Annotated in this window: 20 protein-coding genes (1 of these 20 running past the window's edge); 14 read left to right on the forward strand and 6 right to left on the reverse strand. The window is 22.2% G+C overall.

Annotated features, from left to right (window positions below):
• The 8 genes from CR143_RS00985 to CR143_RS01020 all read left to right on the forward strand — a co-directional run.
• On the forward strand, window positions 1-405 hold the final stretch of the coding sequence (locus CR143_RS00985; RefSeq protein WP_099339990.1) for a glycosyltransferase family 4 protein. The gene continues 690 nt to the left of window position 1, outside the view; the window shows 405 of its 1095 coding nt (coding positions 691-1095); the start codon falls outside the window, past its left edge; it ends in the stop codon at window positions 403-405.
• Between the two features lie 6 nt (window positions 406-411).
• Window positions 412-1356 (forward strand): GDP-mannose 4,6-dehydratase, encoded by a 945-nt coding sequence (locus CR143_RS00990; RefSeq protein ID WP_099339991.1) that lies wholly within the window; start codon window positions 412-414, stop codon window positions 1354-1356.
• Between the two features lie 377 nt (window positions 1357-1733).
• The gene (locus CR143_RS00995; RefSeq protein ID WP_099339992.1) at window positions 1734-3740 is read left to right on the forward strand and encodes a hypothetical protein; all 2007 of its coding nucleotides are present in this window, start codon (window positions 1734-1736) and stop codon (window positions 3738-3740) included.
• 162 nt (window positions 3741-3902) lie between these two features.
• Entirely contained in the window at window positions 3903-5120 is a 1218-nt protein-coding gene (locus tag CR143_RS01000; protein ID WP_157780295.1) for an SGNH/GDSL hydrolase family protein, read from the forward strand.
• Between the two features lie 57 nt (window positions 5121-5177).
• The gene (locus CR143_RS01005; protein WP_099339994.1) at window positions 5178-6242 is read left to right on the forward strand and encodes a TIGR00180 family glycosyltransferase; all 1065 of its coding nucleotides are present in this window, start codon (window positions 5178-5180) and stop codon (window positions 6240-6242) included.
• A gap of 17 nt (window positions 6243-6259) precedes the next feature.
• On the forward strand, window positions 6260-7066 hold the full coding sequence (locus tag CR143_RS01010; protein WP_157780296.1) for a class I SAM-dependent methyltransferase: 807 nt from the start codon (window positions 6260-6262) through the stop codon (window positions 7064-7066).
• Window positions 7063-7824, forward strand: a complete 762-nt coding sequence (locus tag CR143_RS01015; RefSeq protein WP_099339996.1) for a hypothetical protein — start codon at window positions 7063-7065, stop codon at window positions 7822-7824. Before CR143_RS01010 ends, CR143_RS01015 begins: the two co-directional genes overlap by 4 nt.
• Complete coding sequence (locus tag CR143_RS01020) at window positions 7799-8578, forward strand: hypothetical protein (RefSeq protein ID WP_099339997.1); 780 nt, start codon at window positions 7799-7801, stop codon at window positions 8576-8578. The genes CR143_RS01015 and CR143_RS01020 overlap by 26 nt, the downstream gene beginning before the upstream one ends.
• Before the next feature lie 32 nt (window positions 8579-8610).
• Here the strand turns inward: CR143_RS01020 and CR143_RS01025 are convergent, their stop codons facing one another.
• From CR143_RS01025 to CR143_RS01035, 3 genes are read right to left on the reverse strand one after another with little or no spacing between them, the layout of a single operon-like run.
• Window positions 8611-9714 (reverse strand): 3-dehydroquinate synthase family protein, encoded by a 1104-nt coding sequence (locus CR143_RS01025; RefSeq protein WP_099339998.1) that lies wholly within the window; start codon window positions 9712-9714, stop codon window positions 8611-8613.
• Window positions 9715-10470 carry a 3-deoxy-manno-octulosonate cytidylyltransferase gene (kdsB, locus tag CR143_RS01030; protein WP_099339999.1) on the reverse strand — a complete coding sequence of 252 codons (756 nt, stop codon included), beginning with the start codon at window positions 10468-10470 and terminating at the stop codon, window positions 9715-9717.
• Window positions 10467-11210, reverse strand: coding sequence for an SDR family NAD(P)-dependent oxidoreductase (locus tag CR143_RS01035; protein WP_099340000.1), 744 nt, complete (start codon window positions 11208-11210; stop codon window positions 10467-10469). Before CR143_RS01035 ends, kdsB begins: the two co-directional genes overlap by 4 nt.
• A gap of 152 nt (window positions 11211-11362) precedes the next feature.
• Between CR143_RS01035 and CR143_RS01040 the strand changes: the two genes are divergently transcribed.
• A complete protein-coding gene (locus CR143_RS01040) occupies window positions 11363-12313 on the forward strand; it encodes a hypothetical protein (RefSeq protein ID WP_099340001.1) in 951 nt (316 codons plus the stop codon).
• Complete coding sequence (locus tag CR143_RS01045) at window positions 12313-14052, forward strand: ATP-binding cassette domain-containing protein (protein ID WP_099340002.1); 1740 nt, start codon at window positions 12313-12315, stop codon at window positions 14050-14052. Before CR143_RS01040 ends, CR143_RS01045 begins: the two co-directional genes overlap by 1 nt.
• Here CR143_RS01045 and CR143_RS01050 read toward each other — a convergent pair.
• Entirely contained in the window at window positions 14049-15710 is a 1662-nt protein-coding gene (locus CR143_RS01050; protein ID WP_099340003.1) for a class I SAM-dependent methyltransferase, read from the reverse strand. The two genes, CR143_RS01045 and CR143_RS01050, sit on opposite strands and share 4 nt — an antisense overlap.
• A gap of 60 nt (window positions 15711-15770) precedes the next feature.
• Between CR143_RS01050 and CR143_RS01055 the strand changes: the two genes are divergently transcribed.
• Genes CR143_RS01055 through CR143_RS01065 form a run of 3 tightly spaced genes read left to right on the forward strand, consistent with a single transcriptional unit; the run spans window position 15771 to window position 18641 of the window.
• A complete protein-coding gene (locus CR143_RS01055; protein ID WP_099340004.1) occupies window positions 15771-16877 on the forward strand; it encodes a DegT/DnrJ/EryC1/StrS family aminotransferase in 1107 nt (368 codons plus the stop codon).
• Entirely contained in the window at window positions 16874-17539 is a 666-nt protein-coding gene (locus CR143_RS01060) for a formyltransferase family protein (protein WP_099340005.1), read from the forward strand. The genes CR143_RS01055 and CR143_RS01060 overlap by 4 nt, the downstream gene beginning before the upstream one ends.
• Window positions 17532-18641, forward strand: a complete 1110-nt coding sequence (locus CR143_RS01065) for a DegT/DnrJ/EryC1/StrS family aminotransferase (protein WP_099340006.1) — start codon at window positions 17532-17534, stop codon at window positions 18639-18641. Before CR143_RS01060 ends, CR143_RS01065 begins: the two co-directional genes overlap by 8 nt.
• On the opposite strand, the gene CR143_RS01070 is transcribed toward CR143_RS01065, so the two are convergent.
• Both CR143_RS01070 and CR143_RS01075 read right to left on the reverse strand, forming a co-directional pair.
• Complete coding sequence (locus CR143_RS01070) at window positions 18627-19334, reverse strand: formyltransferase family protein (RefSeq protein ID WP_099340007.1); 708 nt, start codon at window positions 19332-19334, stop codon at window positions 18627-18629. The genes CR143_RS01065 and CR143_RS01070 overlap by 15 nt on opposite strands.
• Window positions 19321-19995: a hypothetical protein gene (locus tag CR143_RS01075; RefSeq protein WP_157780297.1), complete on the reverse strand. Its 675-nt coding sequence runs from the start codon at window positions 19993-19995 to the stop codon at window positions 19321-19323. Before CR143_RS01075 ends, CR143_RS01070 begins: the two co-directional genes overlap by 14 nt.
• A 52-nt stretch (window positions 19996-20047) precedes the next feature.
• On the opposite strand from CR143_RS01075, the gene CR143_RS01080 reads away from it, so the two are divergent.
• The gene (locus tag CR143_RS01080; protein WP_099340009.1) at window positions 20048-21067 is read left to right on the forward strand and encodes a polysaccharide biosynthesis protein; all 1020 of its coding nucleotides are present in this window, start codon (window positions 20048-20050) and stop codon (window positions 21065-21067) included.
• Window positions 21068-21121: the final 54 nt, after the last annotated feature.

Here is a 21121-nt window from a genome sequence, read left to right on the forward strand (position 1 = left end):
ACTAAAGAGGAAAAGTCATTTTTTATACAAAATAAAATAAACCAACTCAATGTTCGACATCTCGGTAATAATGAAGATTTTTTGGCATCAATATATGAACAGGCGGTTTGTCTAGTTTATCCGTCTCTATACGAAGGATTTGGACTGCCTATACTTGAGGCAATGAAATATAGATGCCCAGTTATTTGTAGCCAAGTAGCATCAATGCCAGAAGTAGGAGGAGATGCCGTAGAATATTTTAATCCGTTTGATTGTGAGTCTTTATTAGAATCAATAAAAAAAATTTTGTATAAAGAAAATTATAAAAATAAATTAATTAATTTAGGTTTTCAAAGACTGAAAATATTTTCTTGGGATAAGTGCGCAAAAGAAACACTAGAAGTTTATAATAAAATATTAATTTAGGATACTATGAAGAAAAAAACTGCTCTTATTTTTGGGGTAACTGGTCAAGATGGATCTTATATATCTAAGTTGTTAATTTCTAAGGGCTACAGGGTGGAAGGGGTTAGCAGAGGAGCGAATGTTGGTAATTTAAAAAAACTAAAAATTTTTAATAAGATTAAAATTAATATTATTAAAAAAAATAATAAGAATGAATTAATAAAAGTTTTAAAAAAAAATTTTAATGAAATTTATTTTTTTGCGGGCAACTCAAGTATAACCGAATCCTATATTAATTTAGAGGATTCTATCGACAGTCATTTTGAACCAATAAAAATAATATTAAATTTTATAAATAAACAAAAAACGAAAAAAACAAAACTTCTTTTTGCTGGATCTTCAGAGATATTTGGTCATTGCAAAGGAAAAATTAGAGAAAACAGTTTGCAAAATCCCAATAATCCTTATGGTCTTTCTAAGAGTCTTACTTTCTCTTTAATTAAATTTTATAGAGAGAGATTTAATTTACCAGTCTGTACAGCTATTTTTTTTAATCATGAATCTTCATTGAGGAAAGAAAAATATGTTATAAAAAAAATTATTACTAATTTTAAAAAAATTCAGAATAATAAAATTAAATATTTTTATTTAGGTAATATAAATATTAAACGTGACTGGGGTTGGGCCCCAGAATATGTTTTTGGTTGCTATAAAATGTTGCAAATAAAAAAACTTGAAGACCTAATTATTGCAACAGGTAAGACAACCTCATTAAAAGAAATAATTAATTATTTATTTAAAAAATATAAATTAAATTGGAAAAAATATATTAAAATTTCATCAAAAAATTTTAGAAGAAATGAAATTATAGAGAGTTATGCGGATATATCTAGACTTAAAAAAATTTTGAAATGGAAACCAGTCTTTGATTATAAAAAAATTTTAGACCTAATGTATAAAAATCATTTATAAATTCAATAAATATAAAATTAAAAAATAATAAAAAAGTAAAAGACGCTTATGTTAAATTATAATAAAAATAGATTTTGCATCGAAGATTTAATGCCGTATAAAAAAAGTTCCATAGTTATGAATTTAAGGTGTAATAAATATTTTATTTGGCAGTCAAATGTGGAAAAGAATATCTTCATAAAACTATTTCTTCCTACGTAGAAGTAGTGGACTATGACTTGATACTGGAGGTTCATAAGCGAAGTAAAATATTAAGTTTGCCGTTACTAATAGTTAAATTAGCTTGATTTATTCTTTAAAAAATTTTTTAATAGTACCAATAGTAAATAATCAATAACTATATTGTATTTTTTAAATACTTTATTCTCGGATTATTAATGATTAGTAAAAATGTGATTAAGCCTAGCAAAAAGATTTTTTCTAATCTTTTAATTATAGGTTTAATATTCGTTTTTGTTTATCCTCTAATTTATTTTGGGCCTCAAGACACAGAAGAATATGAAATCGGTCTTCGTTCGATAAAAATTATCTGGGAAGAAAAAAATCCATTTCTTTTTTTTTATGATTTTTACGGACCGGGAATAAGGTTTCCAATTGGCCAGGGACCATTTTTTCACTTTGTAAATTTTTTTTATTTTGATCTTAGAACTTATTATATAATTTATATTTACTTTCAAACTGCAATACAAATTTGTTATTTAAAAAAAATTTTAAAAAAATTTAATATTATTTTTAATAATATTCTGCTGTTAATTTTAATTATATTTTCAATTCCTCACTTACATTATTTGTATTCTGATGATTTTATTTCACTTTTTTTTGGTTACACTTTTTTTCCATTAGTATTTTATTATTTTATAAAGTTTCTCAACTGTTCTAACACTATAAACGTAGCTAAATTATCACTATTTTCCTTTATATGGCTTATAAATTCTCATCCAGGTCATCTAACAGCATTTATATTATTTCTAATAGGTTATTTCTTTTTAACAATAAGAACAAAAGAACAAATTTTTAACAAAAGTATTTTTTTATTTCTATTGTATTTTGCTTTAATGTCTGCCGAATATATTTTTTTTTTAATTAGAGAAAAAATATTATTTGATATTCATTGGAAATCTTTTGGCAGACCATACGAGATAAAAGAATTTTTTGATATTTTTTTTATTAACATTTCAAACTGGCAAACTTCTGATAATCGAGGCCCAGGGAATCCAGTAATTTTATGGTATTGTTTAATAGTAATTTTAGCAAAATTTTATAAGTCAATTAAATATTTTTTCAAAAATATAAAAAATAATTTATCATTTATTTCAAAAATAAATATTTTATTTTTTGTATTCATAATTATAAGTTTAACAGAAGTTATTGTTTTAACAAGAGTAGGTTCTGGACCTAATATAGCTAGAGATGTTTTTTTTTATTTATCATTAATAATATTTTTTTATAATTTTAATATAATAAAAAAAAAAATTATAAAATATTTTCTCATACTTTGTATTTTATTTTATACTTTTAATCTTTTTATAATTAATATTAATTATATTAAAAATAATAATTTAAATAATTTTATTATAAATAAATATCATTCTACTGATTTAATCAAAACTTTAAAAAATTTAAACATAGATAAAAAAGATTATTCTCGAATATATTTGAGTCCGGAATTTTTCAAAAATAGATTTACATTTAAAAAAGATGGTTTGTTTTCATCCGTGGATTTAATTGATTATAATTTATCTCCCTTTCAGGGTTTATTTAAAAATATATCATTAAAAGGTTTTGGAGATCAAAATAGATTGATGTATGGAAAAATTGAATCTCATTTTAAATTTATTAATAATAATTTTTTTTTAAATTTTTTTCATATTAAATATTTAATAATTTTTGAAGAGGAGTTAATTAATTTAAAAAATTCAGATTGGATCTATTTAAAGAAAGTACAACTATCTAATGGACAATTTTTATATTTACTACGAAGAAATATTATTAATTTAGCAATTAAAAATCTTGATGAATTCAGAATTGATTTTGATAAGTGCATGAAAGAATTAGATAAAGAAATTTTATGTCTAATTGAAAATCAAAAGCACTTTGTAAAAAGTAAACATGAAATATTAAGAATAAATAATGCTAAATTTAAAATTTATAATTTACAAGATAAGCTAATTGTCCTTCCATTTGTTTATGATGAAAACTGGAAGCCCAAAAATAATATACTAAATGTAAGTAACTTTGTTATGTTGTATAAGAATACCAATTCTAATGAATTAATTTATTATTGGGACAATCTTAGATTTGTTTTAAAATTAATATCAATTATAACTATCAGCATATTAATTTTTTTTATTTTAATATATAAAAAAAATAAAATTAAATTTTAAAATAAATATAAAACAATAAAATTGTTAAATTTTTTTTTAAAAAATTATTTAAAAATAACCAGATATATTTCATTAAGTATATTAATATATTTAATTTATAAATCAGAATATATTTATAATGGTTCTGTTAGAGAGTATTATTATAAATATATATTAATATTTTTGTGCATTTTTATATTTTTTAAATTTGCAGAAAATTTTAGAAATAAAAATTTTTTTAAATATACATTTATTATAATTTATTCATTTTTTTTTTCTTTATATCTTTTAGAAGCATTTTTAATTTTTCAAACAATTTCTTTTAAAAAAAAAAATGATACTAGAAATAGATATGAAATTTATACAGACTCAAAAAAATTAAATAATGATATTACAATTTCTTACCATGCGGGTGTCTCACTAGGAATTCCTGATAAAAGCATCTATCCGCTTGCAGGTATTTCAAATAAAAAAACAATTTTTTGCAATGAACTTGGTTATTACGCTGAATTTTATTCTGACAAATATGGGTTTAATAATTCTAAGAATAAATACGATATAAATGAAATTAATTATGTTTTGATAGGTGATTCCTTTATACAAGGAGCATGTGTTAAGAATTCTGAGAATATCTCTTCACAATTAGAAATTATAATTAACGAAAAAAATAATAAATCGATAACTAATGACAAAGTGTTATTAAATTTAGGTATTACATCTAGTGGACCGTTAATTCAGTATGCAATTTTAAGAGAATATTTGCCTAAAAATGTAGAAAATATTTTGTATTTTTACTATGAAGGAAATGACCTTTTAGATTTATCACAAGAGTTACAAGATCCAATTTTAAAAAAATATCTGGACACAAATTTTTCTCAAAATTTAGTATTTAGGCAGAATGAAGTTGATATTTTCTTGGAGAATATAATACAATTAGAACTGCAAAAATGGGAAAAAAAAACTGTATACAAAAAAAATACAATATATTCGGAAATATTGAAATTTATTAAGCTTAACTCACTGAGGTCAAAACTAACAAAACCTAAATTAGCTAACTATTATCAAAAAGATAACTTGCCAGACAACATTTTTGAAGAATATAAAAATATTCTAAAATTAATTATTAAGGAGAGTGAAAAAAGAAATAGTAAATTTTATTTAATTTACCTTCCAGAATTGAAAAGATATAAAGAACCTAGATTTTACGATCTTTATAACTATGAAATGATTAAAGAAATAGCAAAAGAGTTAAATATATCATTAATAGATATGCATGTAGAAATCTTTGATAAAAAAAAGGATCCCACTAGACTTTTTCCAGATCAACAGCAGCCTCATTATACACCCGAAGGGTACGCCCTTATTGCTAAAAAAATTGCTGAAAAAATTAATGAAAGATAATTTTCAGTAAATTAAAAAACTTATAACATTTTTAAATTTCTTTAAATGTAAAATATAATGATTGAAGATAAGTTAACAGTATTAGTTTTATTAAAAGAAAGACCTTATTTTACAAAAAGATTAATAAATTTTTTTATAAAAGAAAATTTAAAATATGATTTATTTTTTGCGGACGGAGGAAAAAAATCAATATTCAACGAAGATCTAAAAATATTAAAAAAAGAAAAAGTAAAATTTACCTATAAAAAATTTCGATATGACAAGAATTTAGAAACTTTTATAAAAAAAATCTCAATATCTCTAAACTTAGTAACTACAAAGTATGTTATGCTTTTCGATAATGACGATATACCCATAAAATTTACAATAAATAGGTGTCTCTTAAAATTAGAAAAAAATAAATATTTAAGTGCTTGTGGAGGTTATTTAATCAATTTTCAATTAATGCAGCATTTAAAAAAAAATTATCAGCACAAAGGTCACATGATTAATTTTGCGAAAATGAAATATGGAAATTATTATAATTCTAATGATAAATATAAACGATTAAGAAACTATTTTATAAAAAATGATATTAATACATATAATGACATTTTTCGAACTAAATATTTGAGAAAAACTTATTCAGTAATCCAAAAATTCAAATTTAATTATTTATATTTTTATTTTATTTTAGCTGATGCAGTGAATTATTATAACGGAAAAATAATAAAACTTAATTTACCGTTTGCTTTTCATCAATCTCATCAGGATAGTTATGGTGTAAAAGAGAGTATTTATGACGTTATTGATAATAAAATTTTTTGCATTGAGAAAAAAATTTTTTATAAAAATTTTAATAAAATATTTGGCAATGAAAAAATTTTTAGTTATTTAAAAAAATATTTTGAAATTTTGGAAAGAAAAAAATTATTAAATAAACCTCTAAAAACTAAAAATAATAATTTATTTTTTTATAATTTTGATCAGTGGAAGTATTTACTAAAAAAATTATACAAACCGTTTGTCTATCTTTCTTTTAGTTTTAGGAATAATCATTTTGATAAATTTTCTTCATTATATAAAAATAATTCTCTTAAAAAAGAAATAGTAAATATTTTTTTATTTTTAAAAAAATTTTGATAAAAAACAAAATTGATATGAATTTTTTAAAAAAATTATTAAAAAAGCTTTTAAATCATAACACTCAAAAAAAACTAAAAAATATACTTTTTTTTTATAAAAAAAATAAAGAAAAAATTTTTAATTTTTTTTACCTTTCAAAAAATGATTATAACTTTAATGAAAATTTTTTTTATCAAAATAATTTCAGCATACCAGAAATTAAAAAAAAATTAAATATTAACGGTTTGGATTATTATGATTATAATTTATCTTGGCATTATCATTTATTTGCAGGGTTATCTCAAAAATTTCATAAAATAAAAATTTTAGAAATAGGAACCTATGACGGAAGTTTTGCAAATTTTTTATCTAAGATTTTTCCAGGCTCAAAAATATTCACCCTGGATTTGCCAGATAATAATAAAAAATATTTAAACACCTATAATAGGCAAAATAAATTTGTGTTTGATAAAATTAAAAAAAAAAGAGCAAACAATATTGATAATGATAATATAAATTTTTTTCAAATTAATAGCAATAATGTTGCTAAACAATTTTGCAATGAAAAGTTTGATTTAGTATGGATAGATGGCGATCATTTGAACCCGCAAGTTTCGAATGATATACTAAATTGTATTAAATTAATAAATCCAAATTCCATTATTTGTTGTGATGATATTGTTATGAAAAAATACAAATCAAAGTATATTTCAGATGATTCTTACAAATTACTTAATAATTTGGAAAAACAACATAAAGTAAAGAATTGGTATATAGTTAAAAGAATAAGATTTTCTAATATATTTCTAAAAAAATTTATTTCATACTCCATAAAACTATGAATTATTTTTTTACAATTACAAGTAACTTTTTAAGTTGCAAATTGACTGTTCCTAAATTCCAAAATAGAGGCCAGTACAATAAAAAGCAAAAAATTTTTTCTATCAAAATTTCAAATAGTAAATTTTTAGCAAAACAAGAGGATTGCCATCAGGATGAAAATTTTTTTTATATTAATAAAAGTATAAACCAAGAAAATTTAATTTATTTTTTATCAAATGAAGATTTAAATAATAAATATTTAGAAACACTTAATCTTAAAAATGATTTTTTGTCTACTCTTCCTGCCTATAGATGCAATCTAAGAATACAAAATTTATCAGGCGCCTTTTCCTCATATCAATCAGAATACCCAGGAAGAATGGTGGATAAAAAAGGTAGTATTTTATCACAAATCTCGTCCTTATTTAATAATGATAAGAGTTCCAAAAATATTTTAATATTCCAGAATATATATTTTGAACCTAAAAAAATTCCTTTTAAAGTTTATATTTTAGATATTTTAGAAAAAAAGATTTTATTAGAAAAGGAGTTTTATACCAATACTTTAAATTTTTGGGATATTAATTCTGAATACATAAATGAAAATAATTTTTTTTATACATCTGATTATTTGGGTATTCCAATTTATTATAACGAAAAAGATAAAATGATTTCTTTAGAACATACTCATCCTTTGCAAACATATATTTTAAGTGAAAATAAATATAAAATAATTAGAGAACTTAAAGAGAATGTACAAAAAATTGTTAATAGATAAAATTAAAAATAATCGCTTTTCTAAGTATTTAAGGAATAAATTCAATTATAATCCAATTTTTATAGATACATCGAAGATTAATGAAAGCTCAATTATTTCAGATTCATTTATATGGAGAACTGATGATGATTATGAAACAATATTTAAGTTTTCTGATATTCTGAGAGTATTTTTATACAAAAAAGAAACATCAGCTAGAATTTTATTTTATGATAAAAATAGTAATTTTATAATTGAAAAAAAAATAAATAATTTAAATTTATCAAATAAGATTTTAATTAATTGCAATTATTTAAATGGACTAAAAAGTTATGGTTATTTTAATATTTTTTTTGAAAATAAAGATTTTTTTTATAAAGAAAAAATAGTATTTAGCAATAGATGTTATTTAGGGTTTTCAAAAAAAAAAAATAATCCATCTTTTGTTCACGGCAATACATATTCAATATCTAAAAATTTTAATTTAAGAAATGAACTTAATAACTTTGTAAATATTTCATTTTTTAAAAATCAAAGATATATAATACAAAATTCATTCGAAGATTTTGATTTTACTGAACTTTTTTTTGTTAATCCTACAAGTAAAAAAGTCATTTTTTCAATTGAAAATAAGAATTATTATTTGAATAAAAATGAGTCTCAAATAATAAAATTTGGCAAAAGCAAGATTATAGAAATAAAAACAAATTGTTATTGGCTAAGACCAATTGTTTTTAATTACAAAAATAACTACCTGGATGTTTACCATTCGTAGGAAAAATACAAGAATTAATTATTTTAAAAAAATTAATTTATGTGATAATAAATGGTTTCATTTATAAGAGTATCATCTTTAAGATCATCAATAGCTACGTTTCCTAATTGGTTTAACTTTATATATCTTGGTATGGAATTTATTCTTTTTTTGTCCAAGAACAAATTTGTATAAATTTGGTTTTGTATATTAAGAAGTAATTTTTTTGAACATTGTATTTTTACTGGAAGATTATAAATTTTTAATAATTTCTCAACAGCCTTGTAAATTTTAGATATACCTTTTTTTGCATAATATATTTCCGCCAATATTCCAATTCCAACAGCTTCTCCATGTCTTAAAATTTCTTTTTTAAAAATTTTTTCTGTTGCCATTTCTATTGCATGAGCAAATGTATGTCCAAAATTGAGTGATAACCTTTTATTATTTTCATGAATATCGTTTTTAACAAAAAAAATTTTTGTTTGAAGGGTAAGGGCTATAACAGACGAAATTGTTTTAAAATCTTTATTTTTAATTTTTTTTTCTTGCGTTTCTAATATTTTAATAATTTTATTATCTCTAATTAGACCACATTTTATTATTTCTGCTATTCCTGATTTATACTCTCTTTCAGGCATTTTATTAATTATTTCATATGATATGAAAATTGATTTTGGGTGATAATAATTGCCAACAGAATTAGTTATATTTTTGTAATTTATTGCAGTCTTTCCTCCAATGCAACTATCAACGATTGATGTCATTGTTGAAGGTATATGAAAATATATTAGTCCCCTCAAATATAAACTTGCTGCCAATCCACTTAAGTCACCTATGACTCCTCCACAACATGAAATAAGTATTGATTTTTTTGTGAAATCATTTTTAATTAAAAAATCAATAATTTTAAAAAGATTTTTTTCATTTTTTTCTTTTTTTAAACCTTTTAGCGGCATCAAAAAAATTTTTGTGCCAAGAATCTTCAAATTATTTTTTATTTTTTCAATTAAAGAATGATCTATATTTGGATCATAGACTAGAAGCATTTTTCTATCAGAATCTAAATTCTTAATACTTTTATAAATAGAAGGTATGATATTCTGCTTAATATAAATTTTATTTATATTACCATTAATTTTATAATTAATTTCCATCTATATTTTATATAACTTGAGATATTTGTCGGATAAAATAAATTTTGATGCTTTAATATAATCTTCTTTAACATCAACAGAAAAACTATCTCCTTTGAGATTTATAGTTTTTATTTTTAAACCAAGTTCTAAAGCTCTCAGCAACTCAATATCCTCAATAGACTCAAGTGTTGTTTTTTCAGATTTACAAAATATTTCTAAAGCATTAGGCTTGAATGAAATTATTGATAAATGCTTTCTAAATTTTTTTTCGTTTTTTTTAAATTCAAAGGGTATGTTCGATCTTGATAAATAAAGTACGTAATTTTTTTTATCACATACCACTTTTACTATATTTGTATTATTTTTTTGGCTGCTTAATAATGTCGGCAAGATTATATCAGTTTGATCATAATTTTTAAGATGTTCTTTAATTACTTGATCAATGTGCATTGGGCTAATAAGTGGTTCGTCACCCTGTATGTCAACAATTAAATCGTATTTTTGATTAAGAGATTTATAAGCTTCACCTATTCTTTCTGTCCCATTAGCATGATGTCTCGAAGTGATGATGCACTTTGCTTTATATTTTTTTGCTACATTATAAATTTTTTCATCATCACAACAAATATAAACATCATCAATTTTCTTTGAAAGCCTAGCTCTTTTGTATGTATGGATTATTAAAGGAATGTTCTGAATCTCCAGAAGAGCTTTATTAGGTAATCTAGATGAGTTCAGTCTAGTTGGTATTAATCCTATAATTTTTTTTTTCATGAAGCCGTCCAACCACCATCAATATTTATTGATTGACCGTTAATATAAGTTGAATTATTAGATAACAGAAAAATTATCAATTTTGATATTTCTTTAGCTTCACCCCATCTTCCAATAGGGATTTTTTTTAAAGTCCAATTATATAAAGATTTTTTTTCATTTTTAAATTTACTATAAAATGAAGTTCGAGTAAAACCTGGATTTACATTATTGATCCTTAATTTTTTAAATTTGGGGGTCAGTTCTACAGCTAAACATTTTGTTAATCCTTCAAGAGCAGACTTGCTGGAAGCGTAACCAGAAAGTTCTTCAAAGCCTTTGTTGCCCACAATAGATCCTATATTTACAATAGAGCTCTCCTTGTTTTTATTTATAGTTTTTATAAATTTTTGTATTATAAAAAATATAGAAAAAAAATTAACGTTCATTATATGATCTAGACGTTCACGATCTATTTTTTCAAACGGCAACCTTTGTCTTTGACCGGCATTATTTACTAATCCATCTAATTTTATTTTTTTTTTTAAAAAGTAATCAAATATTTTAGATACAAATTTATTATTCGTAACATCTCCAAAAAAAATTTTTATTTTTTTTTTATTAAATTTGAATTCTTGTAAATCTTTTTTATTTTTACAAACGGCGTACACATTAGCTTCTAGTTTGATGCATTCAAAAAATAATTCCTTACCAATGCCTTTTCCTATTCCAGTGATTAAAATATTTTTATTTTTTAACATTATAAATTGTAGATTAATATTCGCTTTTATAAATTATTATTCATTGTCTATAAAGAATTATTGTTGTTTTTTGATGACAATAACATTTTAGTCTAGTTTTGGTTCAGAATATATTATTTAATACATAAATTATTTTATATTACGATAATTATATGCAAAATATTTCAAATATTATTAATTTTTTAATTGATTTTTTTTTTAAAAAAAAAATCATTTGCCTTATTAATGCTCCTCAACAATATTTTTCATTAGTAGAATTAATTGAAAAAAAAAAAATTAATGAAAAGGAATTATCAATTTACATAGGCTATTGTAGTAAAAGTAGTCAAGATCAAATTAAACACTTAATTAAAAATTATTATTACGTCGGTAATTTTTTTTTTCTCGCAAAAATTTTCAATGAAAATATTTTTTTAATAATATTAAATTTTTTTAAAATGTTTGGTAAACAAAAAAGCATAATAATTGTTGGTGATTATAAATATTATTTATTTAAACCTATATACAGAAATTCTAAAAATATAATATTTTTAGATGAAGGAATAAGTTTGTTAACTTTTGATAATATGTACTCTGGGAATAAAAATTTTGAGCTTTTTTCAGTTTTTTCGCATTTGGTAAAAGATAACAATAATTTAAATGAATATGCATATCTTAAAAAAAAATTTAAAGATAAAGTTGTAAAAATTAAAACAATTTTTATTCTTGGTACTCATTTATCTAGTTTTGAAGATATATTAAATAAAGATTTCTATATAAAAAAAATAAATTCTTTTGCAGAAAAAAATATTGAATTTGAAATTTTTTATATACCTCACCGTAATGAAAAAGATTTTAATAAAGATGTTCTTTTTAAAAACATTAAAGTCCAAACTATTGATAGGCCTGTGGAACTTTTTTTAGCAGACCTTCCTTTTTTGCCAGAAATAATAGCTGGTTTTTATAGCATGGCGTTGATAAATTTCAGTATCATTTTAAAAAATATTAAAATTTTAAATTTGTCGTTGAGCGATGATGTATATAATACAACTTATCACAAAAAAAATTTTGAAGAGTTTAAAAAAATTTTTAATAGTAAAAATATTCAAAATGTAAATTTATAATGAAATACTTAATTCTTAAAATTATTAAAACCTCTTTTAAACTTCAAAAAGCTAAGTTTCTATTTCTTTTTATATTAATTTTTATTTCTATGGCTTTCGAACTATTGGGAATATCACTTATTATGCCTGCAATATCTGTAGTTTTAAATCCAGATAAATATATAGAATATAAAAATTTTTTTGGTTTTAATTTTTTTTCAAAAAAAATTAATGTTCAGATAGGTGTATATTTCTTAATTATATTTTTAATAGTTATTTTTTTTCGTTACATTATTGGATTAATAGTTGAAATAAAAATTGTAAAATATACCAGAGCTATCGAGACTGATTTAATTAATAGAGTTTTAAAATTACAATTTAACACGCCATGGAAAGATTTATTATTATTTGAAAATAAAAAAATTAATAAACTTTTACTTTCTGATATAGGTGTTTATGTAAGTTCTGGTATTTTATTAGTTTTAGATTTAACAAAAAGCCTGCTGATACTTGCTTTGCTATTTTGTTTTTTAATCTATAATAAAGGTGCAATAGTAGTGTATATTGTAATCATCACTGTTTTATTTTTTATTGCAATTAAAAATATTTCAAAAAATAAATTGCAAGAAATTTCTAAATATAATTCCGATATTACAGAGTTTAGATATGAGTTTATAGGACAGTTAATTAGCGGATTAAGAGAGTTAAAAATTCTTCAGTTACTTAATTTTTACATAAATAAATATTATCAAAATGAAGTTCGATTTACAAAAATTGAAATTCAACGAAAGTTAGCGGTAATTATACCCAAAATGTTAGTAGAATTCCTAATTCTTATATCAATTATTACATTAGTAATTTTAAATTTAAGCGACATTAAAAATAAAATACCTTTTGCAGGAGCCTTTGCTTTTATTTTGTTCAGAACCCAACCATTGATTTCTAATATATTAATTTCATTTTCATCATTACAACTACATCAATCACAAATTAATCAAACTCAGGTTATTTTAGATAAAATAGTTTATGAAAGTAAATTTATCAGGGAAAAAACACAAAATACACATGATTCTTTATCTAATATTAGTTTCAAAAATATTAATACTATTGAACTGAAAAATGTAAGCTTTGACTATAATAATACTAGAAAAGTTTTTAAAGATCTTAATGTTAAATTTCAAAATGGAAATATTTATGGAATTAAAGGTGCAAATGGAACCGGAAAAAGTACACTTGCTGACCTTCTTACTGGATTGTTGGAACCAGACAAAGGAATGGTTTGTGTGAATAATATAAATATTAAAACAGTTAAAAACTGGAAATCTAATATTGCTTATTTATCTCAATCATTCTTTTTGTTTAATGATACAATAAAAAATAATATTGTATTAAATTTTAGCAATAAAACTAAGATTGATAATAAATTATATAATTTTGTAATTGAAGTGACAGGATTAAATATCTTTTTCGACTCTTTAATTACTGGCGACAATACCGTCTTATTAGATTTGGGAAAGAATTTATCAGGAGGCCAAAAACAAAAAATTGCTATAGCTCGAGTACTTTACAAGAATGTAGATTTAATAATTTTTGACGAGGCTACATCAAATTTAGATAAAAAAGGAGTTGATGATTTTTGTGAAATTCAAAAAAAAATTAAAAATAATAAAATTATAATTAATATTTCTCATTCAGACGCAGTTTTAAATATAAGTGATAAAATTTTTGAAATAAAAGATAATAAAATAATACTTATTTAACGTTTTATAAAAATAAAGTCATATAAATGATATGTTTTATTATTTATAGACAAGTGAGTATATTCTTTTGCTGATTTTTTAATCTCTTTAATAACTGAATATTTATTTTTCCTAAATTTTTCAATAAAAATCTTATACGGTATAAATTGATTTGGCATTACTAAGGGTTCGTCGGCATAACCTAAGACAAAAAAATTTTTTTCTTCCAAAGTTAAAAATATGTCTGTCACTATTATGTACCTTATATTACTAGTAAAAATAAATTTTAAAAGTTCCTCTAACTTACAAACATATTGTAGTGAACTTCCAAAATAAGCTATGTCAAAATTATTTATATTTATATTTTTGTAATTAAAAATATATTTAGTATCCTCAATGTATGAATTTGGAATTTTGTTTTGTATATATTTTACGAATCGTTCGATTTCAAGAATATAGGAAAAAAATTTTTTTTGACAAACTAATTTTAAGTATGAGATTATAGGGTTATTTCCACCTCCAATCTCAAATATTTTTATTTTATCTTTTTTAATTGTTTTAATAAAATCCGTTGTAAAGAGAAATCTGCCATAATTATTGACCTCGTTATGATCTCTAAATTTTTTTGTTCTTTTGGCATAATATTCATCTAAAAATTTAGAATAATTTAATTCATTCAATCTTTGATTTTGTATTGCTTCTTCATAACTATTAAATTTCCCTTTAAATGCATATCTGAACTTAATTTTAGATTTTGAAAAATAGAATATTTTTTTTAATTTTAAAATAAACTTTAAGTATAATTCTTTCGTTAAATTTGTTTTCGATACAACCCTCCATATACAATTTGTAATAATTTTTTTAAAAATTATTTTAAAATAATACAGATATATTGTTTCCAGTAAATTTGGATATTTTTTATATTTTATACCTCTCATGAAATCATAAGCAGGCATGCCTAAGATTTTATCTTTTGGAAGATCTATAATTTTGTAGTTTAGTTTTATAAAACTATTTGCAAAACCCAATTCTCCATATCTAACTCCCATTGCATAATCATCACCATTATAATGGGGTAGACAATTATTTTCTTTAACTATTTCATTTAAAATTTTAGTACTAGAAAGTCCGATACTTCCATGGCACCCATAGGCATTATTTTTGTTTAGATTAAGAGATTTCCAATGTTTTTTATGAATCTTAGTAACACCAACATAGGATACCATCCCGCATCGTTCTACTTTGTTTAATAGATCAATTCCTATTTTTAAATAATTTTCTCCAAATATTAGCCAATCATCTTCGGTAAATAAAAAATATTCATAATTGTTTTTAAATTTCATAAATGCATCATTATAACTGCCAAAACTTAATCCAATATTCTTGCGCGTAAATGCTATTATTTTACCACCGTTGATTTTAGTTCCTGAAATTTTTTCTATATATTTATTACCTTCTTCAGAATTAACATCTGCATTCACAATTATTAGATCTCTAGCAAAACCCGCATTTAAATTTTTTTCAGTAGCAATATTAAGCTCCAAAAGTTGAATAATATCGGAAACCGAAGTACAATTTTGACTATGATAAAAATAGCCCAACGGATTTCCTGTTAATCTCGTTTTTTCAATAACTTCTTTCGGTTTAAAACATGTGGCTATTACTTTTGCAGCTTTCATATTAATCTTTGTTTTTTTATTTTTATCAGTATGTATTATTAATTATATATTAAAATATAAATGTTTAAAAATAAAATACCCTTATTAAAAGTATCATTACCTAAAAAAAAAATATTAATATCTAAATTATCAAAAACTTTATATTCTGGAAATATTGCAGAAGGAAAAATAGTTTACGAATTTGAAAAAAATTTTCAAAAGAAATTTAATTATATCAATTATAATGTGTTAGCTGTAAATAGTGGTACAGCAGCTTTGCATATTGCATATATGTTATGCAAAATTAAAAAAGGTGATGAAATCATCTCCTCTCCAGTTACAGCAGAACCAACCAATATTGCAATCTTACATGCAGGCGGAAGAGTTAGATTTGCAGATGTGAATCCTTTAACAGGAAATTTAGATCCAAAAAGCGTAGAAAAAAATATTAATAAAAATACAAGAGCAATTTGCATAGTCCATTATGGAGGATATCCAGCTGAAGTAGATAAAATAAAAAAAATTGCAAAAAAATATAAATTATACTTAATTGAAGATTGTGCTCACGCATTGGGTGCAAAAATTTCAAATAAGTTTGTAGGAAGTTTTGGAGACTTCTCAATATTTTCATTTCAAGCAGTAAAACAAATTACAACTATTGATGGCGGTATTTTATTAATAAAAAATAAAAAATTTTATAAAAAAGCAAAAAGAATCAGATGGTTTGGTTTAACGAAGAGCTTAGCTAGGTCAAAAAATAGAATTAAAGATCTAGGATATAAATATAATATGAACAATATAACTGCTGTTATAGGAAAACTTCAATTGAAACAAATTAATAAGCTAAACTCTATAAGCATTAAAAATGCGAGATTATTTGAAAAAGCTATCAAAAGTAACCCGAATTTGCAAAATTCTCCAATTGCTAAAAATAATAAATCTGTTTATTGGCTTTTTAATGTATTAACTAAGAATAGTCTAAGATTAATTAAAAAACTTAATTATTTTGGAATAGAAGCTTCCAAAGTTCACGTGCTGAATAACATTCATCCAATTTTCAATTCAAACAAATTAAATTTAAAGGGTTGTGAAGAGTTTTATAAAAAAATATTACATATCCCATGTGGTTGGTGGTTGAAAAAAAGTAAAAGAAATATAATTATAAATATTCTGAAGAATTTTAAATGAAAATCATAATTTTAGCTTATAGAGATTGGGCGTTGAAAGTTGCAGAAAGACTAAAAATATATTTACACAAAAAAAATATTTTAATTATTGAAAAGAGTAATCAATTTTATAAATTGACTAAATTAAGCAATAAAAAATCGCTAATTTTAGCTATTGGCTGGAGTAATATTTTAAGTAAAAAGATTGTAAATAAGTTTGAGTGCTATGGCGTTCACCCGTCTGATTTACCTAACTATAGAGGTGGTAGTCCAATTCAAAATCAAATATTAAATAATATAATTAATACAAAAGTAAGTATTTATAAATTAACATCAAAAATTGATGATGGAGATGTGTATTTGAAAAAAAAACTATCTCTCAAAGGAGATTCAATGAGTGTTATTTTTAATAATTTAGAAACTGCCAGCTTTGAGTTAATTAAAAATTTTTTAAAAAAATACCCAAAAATCAAACCATTAAAAAAAAAAATTAAAGGGAGTTATTTTAAAAGAAGATGTCCTTATCAAAGCAAAATTTCAATAAATGATTTCAAAAATAAAGGTCTAAAGTTTATTTACAATAAAATTAGATGCTTAACTTTTCCATACCCTAATGCATATATTCAGGACAAAAGTGGAAATAGATTATATTTTGAAAAAGTGAGATTTAAAAAAATTGATTAAATTATTTAACACAAAATTAAACAATTCATCATTTATATCAACGAAAAAAATCTTTTTGTCAGGAAAATTTTATAGTGGAATTGAAGTCAAAAAGTTAGAAAATAATCTTTCACGTTATTTTAAAAAAAATAAAAAAGTCGTAGCTTTGTCTGATTTAAGTAATGCAACTTTTTTACTATTAAAGGCCTGTAATATAAAAAAGGATGATGAAATATTAGTATTATCATTTAATTGTTTATCTTCTACTACCCCAATTATTAATTTAGGCGCAAAACCAGTTTGGATAGATTTGAATAAGAATTACCCTGAAATGAATTTAAGTGATTGTGAAAAAAAAATTAATAGTAGAACAAAAGCTTTAATTCTTTATCACGTAGCGGGATATCCTACCGAAACTAAAAAATTTAAAAATTTTTGCAAAAATAATAAAATAATATTTATTGAGGATATTAATAATAGTTTTGGTAGTGAGATAAATGGTATTCGAGTAGGTGATAATTCAGATTATTCAATTCTAAGTTTTTATCCGAACAGACAAATATCCTCAATAAATGGAGCAGCAATAATTTCATCAAATAATAAAATTACCAAAAAATTAATTAAGATGAGAAAGTATGGAATAGAAAAAAATAATTTTAGAAAAAAAAACGGTGAAATTAATGAAAACTTTCAACTAAATGAAATTGGTTTTTTTTTCGAAATGTCAGATTTGTGTGCATCCATATTGAATCATGAGTTAAAGAATTTCAAAAGAAATTTTAATTTGGTATCAAGGAATTTAAATTTGTATCAAGATAATTTACTAAGTAATAAACTTTATACTAAAATTAATTTTTATAAAAATTCGAAATCTAACTGTTGGGTATATTTCATAAAGTCAAAAAAATCTAATTACATTATTAATTATTTAAAAAAAAGAAATATCGAATGTACTAAACTTCATTTTCCAAATCACCTATATAAGAAATTTTCTAGCTTAAATAATAAAAATGAATGTAAAAATACCCTATCTTTTTGGAAAGATTTAATAGCGTTACCTTGCAATTCGTCGATAAGTAAAAAAAAAATTTTAAAAATAATAAAGATTTTAAATACGATTTAATTTAGAAATTAATTTTTTATTATAATTTTTGAAAGTTAAAGCTCTTATTATTCTTATTTTATTATCTTTATTATTATTTTTTTTTAAGTATTTTTCAATAAAAGGTCGAAATTTTTTTTTTTTAAAATATAAATATTTTTTTAATGGTAATTTAGGCTTTAAAATCATAAATTTATCAAAATTTTTTATAAAATTATTTTTTAAAAAATAAACTAACTCTTTTTCAATTTTAATATACAGCGTCTCGCTCGTATCTTTTTTATTAATTATTACTTTTTTAGTGTATAAAATTTTACCCGAATCAAAGTTTTGATCCATCCAATGTATTGTAAATCCAGCCATTTGAGTTGGATAGTTAATTATCGACATAAACATTATATTTCTTCCTCTGTAATAATTTTTGTATGAGTAATGAATGTTTAAAAAACCAATTTTAGCAGTTTTAAGTATATTTTTTTTAATTTTTTTATTATAATTTACTGATAATCCTAAATCATAATTTAAATTTTTTAATTGGTTTAATTTTAAATATTTAATTTTCTTTGTATTATTTATATCATTTTTCCACCACTTTCTTTTTTCTGTAGTTTTTACAACTCCAACAATTTGTTTTTTAAATAATTTATATATTTTTAATGATAGTGGTCGTGTACCAAGTAAAACTATAGATTTTTTATTATTAATAATGTTCATAGGGATTTTTATTAAACCACCAATGGGGATGTATTAGCATATAAATATTTTTGTTCTTCTTCATAGCAGTTTCTGGTGTAATATTTCTCCAGCAAAGATGAGGATTTAAACCCTCATTTATGTATTCAAAATTCAAAAAGAATTTTTTTTCATAAGCATGAAATTTGAAATTATGTTTTTTTTTTATTTTTGACCAATTTTTTTCTATCCACGGTAGACTATTTTCAATATAATTAATGTCTCGATGTGGTGCCAAAGTAATAATATTTCCAAAAAGTTTTTTTAAGACTGTTATTTCGTCATCAATACATTTTGTTATACTTTTTTTTATAAGCTTTGCTCTCTCAATAAAATTGGAATGCAGTCCAATAGTGTGACCCTGATCAATAGCATTTTTTATGATTGTATAATTTTCATACCAGAATATGTTATATGGGCCAGCTACCCTTATATAAATTGTGAGAGGAATTTTAAATTTTTTTGCAATTTCTAGGATACCAGAAAGACTTTTCGGATAAAAATCTAAATCTAGTCTTAAAAGAAATTTTTTTTTATTTTTATATTTATTGTAATCTTTTAAAGATATAAATTTATATTTTTTATTTTTTGCTTTTTTAATTATTTTTATTAAATAGTTATATGTAAACTTTTCTTTTTTCATTTCAGATATCATGTGTTATCCTATATAAGTTTATAGTAGAGTAAATTAAATTATGAAAAGTTTTTTTAGAGATAAAAGTATTTTAATTACAGGAGGCACAGGTTCATTTGGTTCAGCTGTCCTAAAAAAATTGTTAGCTACAGATATAAAAAAAATAATTATTTTTAGTAGAGATGAAAAAAAACAAGAAGATATTAGGTTAATAACAAGAAATTCAAAGGTAAAATTTATTTTAGGCGACGTTAGGAATTATACTAGTGTGTACCATGCTATGAAGAATGTTGACTATGTTTTTCATGCAGCTGCCTTAAAACAAGTTCCATCTTGTGATTTTAATCCTTTTGAGGCCGTTCAAACAAATATTATTGGTACAGAAAATACAATTAATGCCGCAAAGGATAATAAAATTAAAAAATTAGTTTTGCTCAGCACAGATAAAGCCGTTTATCCAATTAATGCCATGGGCATATCAAAAGCTATGGCAGAAAAAATACTTTTAGCTAAAGCTAGAATATCTTCAAAATCTGAAACGAAACTTTGCATTACTAGATATGGAAATGTTATGGGATCAAGAGCATCTGTCATACCTAGATTTTTAGAATGTATAAAAAAAAGTGAAAATTTAACGGTTACCCATCCTTTAATGACAAGATTTTTAATGTCACTTGATGAGTCAATTGATTTGGTTTTTTATGCTTTTAAGCATGGAGAGCAAGGAGATATATTTGTTAAAAAATCACCCGCATGTAAAATTTTAGATTTAGCAAATTGTATTAAAAAAATTTTAAAATCAAAGTGTGATATAAAAATTAGTGGTATTAGACATGGAGAAAAATTACATGAAACGTTAGTATCAAGAGAAGAAATGTCCAAGGCAATAGATCTGGGAAAATATTACAGAATTTTAACTGATAATAGAGATTTAAATTATGACCTATACGAGTCTACCGGCGATATAAATGCAAATAAGTATGATGATTATAATTCTGAAAATACTAAAATGTTAAAGATAAAAGAGTTATTTAAATTATTGAAGCGAAATAAATATATAAAAAATTATCTGCAAAAATAACTAATATTTTATTTTTTATTATGCTGCAGGCATTTACTTTTAATTATAATTAAA

It is taken from the genome of Candidatus Fonsibacter ubiquis, from assembly GCF_002688585.1.
Lineage (GTDB): Bacteria > Pseudomonadota > Alphaproteobacteria > Pelagibacterales > Pelagibacteraceae > Fontibacterium > Fontibacterium commune.

What these genes read in the sequence shown, in the direction of transcription:
- CR143_RS00990 (WP_099339991.1), top strand. Translation starts at nt 412, where the DNA reads ATGAAGAAAAAAACTGCTCTTATTTTTGGGGTAACTGGTCAAGATGGA.
- CR143_RS00995 (WP_099339992.1), top strand. Translation starts at nt 1,734, where the DNA reads ATGATTAGTAAAAATGTGATTAAGCCTAGCAAAAAGATTTTTTCTAAT.
- CR143_RS01005 (WP_099339994.1), top strand. Translation starts at nt 5,178, where the DNA reads ATGATTGAAGATAAGTTAACAGTATTAGTTTTATTAAAAGAAAGACCT.
- CR143_RS01010 (WP_157780296.1), top strand. Translation starts at nt 6,260, where the DNA reads ATGAATTTTTTAAAAAAATTATTAAAAAAGCTTTTAAATCATAACACT.
- CR143_RS01015 (WP_099339996.1), top strand. Translation starts at nt 7,063, where the DNA reads ATGAATTATTTTTTTACAATTACAAGTAACTTTTTAAGTTGCAAATTG.
- CR143_RS01020 (WP_099339997.1), top strand. Translation starts at nt 7,799, where the DNA reads ATGTACAAAAAATTGTTAATAGATAAAATTAAAAATAATCGCTTTTCT.
- CR143_RS01025 (WP_099339998.1), bottom strand. Translation starts at nt 9,714, where the DNA reads ATGGAAATTAATTATAAAATTAATGGTAATATAAATAAAATTTATATT.
- kdsB (WP_099339999.1), bottom strand. Translation starts at nt 10,470, where the DNA reads ATGAAAAAAAAAATTATAGGATTAATACCAACTAGACTGAACTCATCT.
- CR143_RS01035 (WP_099340000.1), bottom strand. Translation starts at nt 11,210, where the DNA reads ATGTTAAAAAATAAAAATATTTTAATCACTGGAATAGGAAAAGGCATT.
- CR143_RS01040 (WP_099340001.1), top strand. Translation starts at nt 11,363, where the DNA reads ATGCAAAATATTTCAAATATTATTAATTTTTTAATTGATTTTTTTTTT.
- CR143_RS01045 (WP_099340002.1), top strand. Translation starts at nt 12,313, where the DNA reads ATGAAATACTTAATTCTTAAAATTATTAAAACCTCTTTTAAACTTCAA.
- CR143_RS01050 (WP_099340003.1), bottom strand. Translation starts at nt 15,710, where the DNA reads ATGAAAGCTGCAAAAGTAATAGCCACATGTTTTAAACCGAAAGAAGTT.
- CR143_RS01055 (WP_099340004.1), top strand. Translation starts at nt 15,771, where the DNA reads ATGTTTAAAAATAAAATACCCTTATTAAAAGTATCATTACCTAAAAAA.
- CR143_RS01060 (WP_099340005.1), top strand. Translation starts at nt 16,874, where the DNA reads ATGAAAATCATAATTTTAGCTTATAGAGATTGGGCGTTGAAAGTTGCA.
- CR143_RS01070 (WP_099340007.1), bottom strand. Translation starts at nt 19,334, where the DNA reads ATGAACATTATTAATAATAAAAAATCTATAGTTTTACTTGGTACACGA.
- CR143_RS01075 (WP_157780297.1), bottom strand. Translation starts at nt 19,995, where the DNA reads ATGAAAAAAGAAAAGTTTACATATAACTATTTAATAAAAATAATTAAA.
- CR143_RS01080 (WP_099340009.1), top strand. Translation starts at nt 20,048, where the DNA reads ATGAAAAGTTTTTTTAGAGATAAAAGTATTTTAATTACAGGAGGCACA.